The 1,428-nt window shown below is 59.8% G+C and carries 1 pseudogene; it reads left to right on the top strand.

Going from position 1 to position 1,428, the window contains the following annotated elements:
- Nucleotides 1-45: 45 nt before the first annotated feature.
- Nucleotides 46-1,400 (top strand): annotated as a pseudogene (locus tag FJV77_RS32155) (IS3 family transposase).
- Nucleotides 1,401-1,428 lie beyond the last annotated feature (28 nt).

The following is a 1,428-nucleotide window of genomic DNA, read 5'->3' as shown; positions in this document are numbered from 1 at the left end:
GTGAACTGACCCCCGAAAGTTGGACACAACCTTCGGGGGTTTTGCATGTCCAGACACAGTACGAGTTTCAAGCGCTCGGTTGTCGATAGCTATTTGTGCGGGGATGAAAGCTACGCGAGTGCGGCGTCGAGCCATAGAGTTGACGCGGCGACTGTTCGCAAGTGGGTTGCTTTGTACGAGGCGCATGGCGATGCGGGGCTGTCGGGCAAGTACGGTCGTTACGACGCGGCGTTCAAGCTGTCCGTGCTTGAGCGGATGTGGGGGGAAGGTCTGTCGTATCGCCAGACGGCGGCGTTGTTCAATATCCGCAATGCCGGTTGCCTGACGGGCTGGGAGAAGCGCTATCATGCGGGCGGGATAGAGGCGCTCGGCCCGCGTCCCAGAGGACGCCCCATGTCAAAGCCGCCGGCCCCCGCAATGCCTGTTGCAGCCAGTGACGAGGCCAAAAGCCGCGAGGAACTGCTGGCCGAGTTGAAGCAATTGCGGATGGAGAACGCCTACCTAAAAAAACTGGAGGCCTTAACGCAGGGACAGGCGCCCAAAAAGCGCAAGCCGTCCAGGCGTTAAGGCCGTTGCATCCGCTTGAGGGGCTGCTCGAACTGGCAAAGCTGCCGCGCAGCACGTTCTATTACAGGCAAAAGGCGGCCTCGCGCCCGGACCGCCATGCGGCGCTGAAGGAGGCGATCAAGGCCATCTTCGACAGCCACAAGGGCCGCTACGGCTATCGCCGGGTGACCGCGCAACTGCGCCGGCTGGGCCGGTGCGTCAACCACAAGACCGTCCAGAGCCTGATGGCCGGGATGGGATTGAAGTCGCTGGTCAGGCCGAAGAAGTATCGTTCCTACAGGGGCGAGGTTGGGCGGACCGCTCCCGATCTCCTGCAGCGCAAGTTCAGCGCCGACCGCGTCAACCGCAAATGGGTGACCGACGTGACGGAGTTCAGCCTGGCCGGCGGCAAGCTCTACCTGTCACCGATCATGGACCTCTACAATGGCGAGATTGTCGCGTTTGAAACGTCACGCCGGCCGCTGTTCAGGCTGGTGGACAATATGCTGACCAAAGCCTTCGGCCGGCTCAATGAGGGCGAACGACCGATCCTGCATTCCGATCAGGGATGGCAGTACCAGATGCCAGCATTCCAGCGCAGACTGGAAGCGAGAGGCCTTGCACAGAGCATGTCACGCAAAGGCAATTGCCTCGATAACGCACCGATGGAGAGCTTCTTTGCCACCCTCAAATCCGAGCTCTTCCATCTCGCAACGTTCGACACCGTTCAAAACCTAGACGACGCCATCAAGGGCTACATCGACTATTACAACCACCACCGCATCAAATTGAAACTGAAAGGGCTGGCCCCTGTGCAATACAGGACCCAGCCCTTAAATCTACCAGCTCAATGAACCGTCCAACTTTACGGGGTCAGTTCAC

This window comes from Mesorhizobium sp. WSM4306, assembly GCF_007003975.1.
Lineage (GTDB): Bacteria > Pseudomonadota > Alphaproteobacteria > Rhizobiales > Rhizobiaceae > Mesorhizobium.
This window is presented reverse-complemented; position numbering and strand designations above follow the sequence as displayed.